The organism is Streptococcus sp. SO2, from assembly GCF_030440025.1.
On sequence record NZ_JAQFJH010000036.1, the window covers coordinates 1 to 2,611 of the forward strand.

The following is a 2,611-nucleotide window of genomic DNA, read 5'->3' on the forward strand; positions in this document are numbered from 1 at the left end:
GTGAAGCTGAACCTTTCGCACGTGGACGGAAACGTTTCATAGTTGGTCCTTCGTTTGCGAATGCTTCAGATACTACCAAGTTAGCTTTGTCCAAACCAAAGTTGTTTTCAGCGTTAGCTACAGCTGAGTTCAAAACTTTCAAGATGATTTCAGCAGCTTTGTTTGGAGTGAATGTCAAAATTGCGATTGCATCGGCTACGCTTTTACCACGGATGTTGTCAAGAACAAGACGTGATTTACGAGGTGAAACACGTACTGTGCGAGCCATTGCTTTAGCTGAAGTAATTTCTGCCATTTATGTTCTCCTTATTTTCTACGTGTCTTCTTGTCGTCTGCGGCGTGACCTTTGTAAGTACGAGTTGGTGCGAATTCACCAAGTTTGTGACCTACCATGTCTTCTTGGATGTAAACAGGTACGTGTTTACGTCCATCATAAACTGCGATTGTGTAACCAATGAAACTTGGGAAGATCGTTGAACGACGTGACCAAGTTTTGATAACTTTTTTCTTTTCGTCGTTAGCTTGAGCTTCAACTTTTTTCATCAAATGCTCATCGACGAAAGGTCCTTTTTTAAGACTGCGTCCCATTTTTATATTTTCTCCTTTAAATTTTGTACCACAGCGGCTTGCGCTCACAAGGAGCGCTACCGAGCTGGCGGAATTTCCTAGTTGCTTAAGCGACTAGTTTTAAATTATTTCTCGTTGCGACGACGAACGATAAGTTTGTCAGATTTCGCTTTCTTGTTACGAGTTTTAAGACCAAGAGCAGGTTTGCCCCATGGAGTAGATGGTGCTTTACGACCAACTGGTGCTTTACCTTCACCACCACCGTGTGGGTGATCGTTAGGGTTCATTACAGAACCACGAACTGTTGGGCGGATACCTTTCCAACGGCTACGTCCTGCTTTACCAAGGTTTACAAGTCCATGTTGTTCGTTTCCGACAACACCAACTGTAGCACGACAAGTTCCAAGAATCATACGAACTTCGCCTGATTGAAGACGAACAAGAACGTATTTACCTTCTTGTCCCAATACTTGAGCAGAAGCTCCAGCAGCACGAACCAATTCACCACCACGACCTGGTTTCAACTCAATGTTGTGGACCAAAGTACCAACTGGGATGTTAGCAAGTGGAAGAGCGTTACCTACTTTGATATCTGCTTCAGGACCTGAAACGATACGTTGACCAACTTCAAGACCTTTTGGAGCGATGATGTATGCTTTCACACCGTCAGTGTAGTGTACAAGAGCGATGTTTGCAGAACGGTTTGGATCGTACTCGATAGTTTTAACAACTGCTTCAACGTTATCTTTGTTACGTTTAAAGTCAACCAAACGGTAGAAACGTTTGTGTCCACCACCTTGGTGACGAACTGTGATACGACCGTTGTTGTTACGACCAGCCTTGTTCTTCAAAGCAACAAGCAAAGTTTTTTCTGGTGTGCTTGTTGTGATTTCAGCGAAATCCAAAGAAGTCATATTACGGCGACCGTTTGTTGTTGGTTTATAAACACGAATTCCCACGATATTTCCTCCTTAGATTATTCAGCTTCAGCAGCAAACAACTCGATTGCTTTTGAATCAGCTGTAAGAGTGATGATAGCTTTTTTAGTTTTGTTAGTAAAACCAGTGTAACGTCCAACACGTTTAGCTTTAGGTTTTACGTTGATTGTGTTAACATTTGCAACTTTAACACCTTCAAAAGCAGCTTCAACAGCTTGCTTGATCAAAAGTTTGTGTGCACGAGTGTCAACTTCAAATACATATTTTCCTGCTTCAAGTTGAGCCATTGAGCTTTCAGTGATAACAGGTTTTTTGATAACATCATACAAATTCATTATGCAAGAACCTCCTCGATTTTAGAGATAGCTGCTTGAGTAACAAGAAGTTTGTCACTATTTGCGATGTCAAGAACACTTGCAGTTGTAGCAGTCGCAACTTTCACGTTTGGAAGGTTACGAGCTGAAAGAGCTGCGAATTCGTTTCCTTCTTCAAGAATAACAAGGACTTTAGAATCGATGCTCAAAGCTGCAAGAACTTTTGCAAATTCAGCAGTTTTTGGAGCTGTAAATTCAAGAGAATCAACGGCTACAAATTTGTTTTCAGCAACTTTTTCTGAGTAAACAGATTTTAGTGCAAGGCGACGAACTTTTTGAGGAAGTTTGTACGCATAGCTACGTGGAGTTGGTCCGAAGACGATTCCACCACCACGCCATTGTGGAGAGCGGATAGAACCTTGACGAGCACGTCCAGTTCCTTTTTGACGCCATGGTTTGCGTCCGCCACCTGAAACGGCTGAACGGTTTTTAACAGCGTGAGTTCCTTGACGAAGGCTAGCACGTTGGCTGATGATGACATCAAACACAACAGATTGGTTTGGTTCGATACCAAAGATTGCATCGTTAAGAACAACTTCGCCCGCTTGTTTACCAGTTTGGTCGAATAATGTTACATTTGCCATTTTGACTGTATTCCCCTTTCCTTATTATTTACCAGCTTTAACTGCTGATTTGATAGTGATAAGAGATTTCTTAGCACCTGGTACGTTACCTTTGATAAGGATAACGTTCTTTTCTGGAACAACTTGTACAACTTCAAGGTTTTGAATT

Annotated in this window: 5 protein-coding genes and 1 pseudogene; all 6 read right to left on the reverse strand. The window is 42.0% G+C overall.

Annotation, left to right across the window (positions count from 1 at the left end):
- A partial coding sequence (gene rplV / locus PCY17_RS12040; RefSeq protein WP_301395761.1) for a 50S ribosomal protein L22 occupies nucleotides 1–295 on the reverse strand: 295 nt, incomplete at its 3' end.
- An 11-nt stretch (nucleotides 296–306) separates the two neighbouring features.
- Nucleotides 307–588: a 30S ribosomal protein S19 gene (rpsS, locus tag PCY17_RS12045; protein ID WP_000533766.1), complete on the reverse strand. Its 282-nt coding sequence runs from the start codon at nucleotides 586–588 to the stop codon at nucleotides 307–309.
- A 104-nt stretch (nucleotides 589–692) separates the two neighbouring features.
- The gene (gene rplB, locus PCY17_RS12050) at nucleotides 693–1,526 is read right to left on the reverse strand and encodes a 50S ribosomal protein L2 (protein WP_000512914.1); all 834 of its coding nucleotides are present in this window, start codon (nucleotides 1,524–1,526) and stop codon (nucleotides 693–695) included.
- Nucleotides 1,527–1,543: 17 nt separating this feature from the next.
- Nucleotides 1,544–1,840, reverse strand: coding sequence for a 50S ribosomal protein L23 (locus tag PCY17_RS12055; RefSeq protein ID WP_001055347.1), 297 nt, complete (start codon nucleotides 1,838–1,840; stop codon nucleotides 1,544–1,546).
- On the reverse strand, nucleotides 1,840–2,463 hold the full coding sequence (gene rplD / locus PCY17_RS12060) for a 50S ribosomal protein L4 (protein ID WP_000024549.1): 624 nt from the start codon (nucleotides 2,461–2,463) through the stop codon (nucleotides 1,840–1,842). Before rplD ends, PCY17_RS12055 begins: the two co-directional genes overlap by 1 nt.
- A 24-nt stretch (nucleotides 2,464–2,487) precedes the next feature.
- Nucleotides 2,488–2,611, reverse strand: a pseudogene (locus PCY17_RS12065) (50S ribosomal protein L3); the annotation flags it as partial.